Raw genomic sequence first — 2,008 nt, 5'->3', positions numbered from 1 at the left:
GGCTACACCCGTGAGTATCCAGTGGAGCGAATGATGCGCGATGCCAAGATTACCGAGATCTACGAGGGTACCAGCGAGGTACAGCGTATGGTGATTGCAGCCAATCTACTGAAGTAAAAACGAGTAAATACATTCCTGAAATATGAAGATTTTAGTTTGCATAAAGCAAGTTCCAGATACCACTGAGATCAAGCTCGATCCAGTCAAGGGTACCCTCATCCGTACCGGTGTACCAAGTATTATGAATCCCGATGATAAGGGTGCTCTCGAGCAGGCACTACAGTTCAAAGATCGCTTCGGTGCCGAGGTTGATGTCATCACCATGGGACCTCCTCAGGCCAAGGCTGTTCTTTACGAGGCTTTTGGTATGGGTTGCGACAAAGGCTTCCTCATCACCGACCGCAAGTTTGGTGGTGCCGATACCCTTGCTACCAGCTACACCATCTCCCAAGCCATCAAGTCGCTAGAGCCTTATGATGTGATCCTTGCAGGTCGTCAGGCCATCGATGGTGACACCGCACAGGTAGGTCCACAGATTGCCGAGCAGCTCGACCTCCCACAGATCACCTACGTAGAGCATGTCGATTATGATGGTAAGAAGACCCTCACCGTTAAGAAAAACCTTGAGGACGGTCACGAATACCTAGAGGTAGACCTCCCCTGCATGCTCACCTTCTTGGCATCGGCCTATCAGCCACGCTACATGAATGTCTCCGACATCATGACCGCCTTTGACAAAGAGATTGTAGAGCTCAACTTCGGCTCCTTCCCAGTTGATGAGACCCGCCTAGGGCTCAAGGGATCGCCTACCAACGTGAACAAGTCCTTTACCAAGGGTGCCAAGGCCATGGGTACACTCCACGAAGAGCTGACCCCAGAGGAGGCTGCCGATATCATCTTAGAAAAACTGCAAGAGAAATTTATTATTTAAGAAGCGACTATGGAACAATATAAAGGTATACTAGTATTTGCAGAGCAGCGCAATGGCATCGTTCAGAATGTTGCCTTTGAGTTGCTTGGAAAAGCCCGCGACCTTGCCGATTCAATCAACGAGCAGGTAACAGCAGTACTCCTCGGTAAGGGAGTAGAGCCACTCTCAGAGCAGCTCATCCATGCTGGTGCCGATAGAGTGCTGGTGGTAGATCACGACCTCCTCAAGGATTATATCACAGAGCCCTATGCCGAGGCCATCTGCCATATCGTCCACACCTACAAGCCCGAGATCGTACTTCTAGGTGCTACCACTATTGGTCGTGACCTTGGTCCTAGAGTCTCTTCAAGGCTTCACACCGGTCTTACTGCCGATTGTACTTCACTCGATATCAATGAGGAACGCAATCTGCTCATGACCCGTCCAGCCTTCGGAGGTAACCTTATGGCTACTATCATCTGTAAGAACAGCCGACCACAGATGTCTACCGTTCGTCCAGGCGTGATGCGCCGTAAGCCAAGCGATGCCAGTCGTAAGGGTGTGGTAGAAAAGGTAGAGGTGCCCTTTGATATTGAGAAGTGCCAGAGAGTTCGCCTGATCCGTAAAGAGACAGAGACCAAGACCCTCATCGATATCACCGAGGCTAACGTACTCGTCTCAGGTGGCCGTGGCGTAGGTACCGGCAATGGCTTCAGCAAGCTGCAAGAGCTGGCCGAGACCCTCAATGCCGAAGTCTCCTCTTCACGTGCGATGGTTGATGCTGGTATCATCGGTCACGAGCGTCAGGTAGGCCAGACCGGTAAGACCGTTCGTCCCGACCTTTACCTAGCCCTTGGTATCTCAGGAGCTATCCAGCACTTGGCCGGTATGGAGGAGAGCGAGTACATCATCGCCGTTAATAAAGATAAGTTCGCACCTATCTTCCAAGTAGCCGACCTCGGCGTGGTAGGCGACCTCCACAAGATCGTTCCTATCCTTACTCAGAAACTCCAAGCTCTCCAAGATAAGGAGCGTTGAGATGATGGAGTATCAGACCATTAAAGTGGATGGTAATGGGGCTATCACCACCATTACCAT

The 2,008-nt window shown here is 51.1% G+C and carries 3 protein-coding genes; all 3 read left to right on the top strand.

Annotated elements, in window-relative coordinates:
- On the top strand, window positions 1-117 hold a 117-nt coding region (locus tag QVO39_RS04645; RefSeq protein ID WP_288171775.1), incomplete at its 5' end, for an acyl-CoA dehydrogenase family protein.
- A 25-nt stretch (window positions 118-142) separates the two neighbouring features.
- Window positions 143-931 (top strand): electron transfer flavoprotein subunit beta/FixA family protein, encoded by a 789-nt coding sequence (locus tag QVO39_RS04640; protein WP_018027940.1) that lies wholly within the window; start codon window positions 143-145, stop codon window positions 929-931.
- Between the two features lie 9 nt (window positions 932-940).
- On the top strand, window positions 941-1,948 hold the full coding sequence (locus tag QVO39_RS04635) for an electron transfer flavoprotein subunit alpha/FixB family protein (RefSeq protein ID WP_021903214.1): 1,008 nt from the start codon (window positions 941-943) through the stop codon (window positions 1,946-1,948).
- Window positions 1,949-2,008 lie beyond the last annotated feature (60 nt).

This window comes from Porphyromonas sp. CAG:1061 (genome assembly GCF_000435035.1).
GTDB lineage: Bacteria > Bacteroidota > Bacteroidia > Bacteroidales > Porphyromonadaceae > Porphyromonas_A > Porphyromonas_A somerae.
This window is presented reverse-complemented; position numbering and strand designations above follow the sequence as displayed.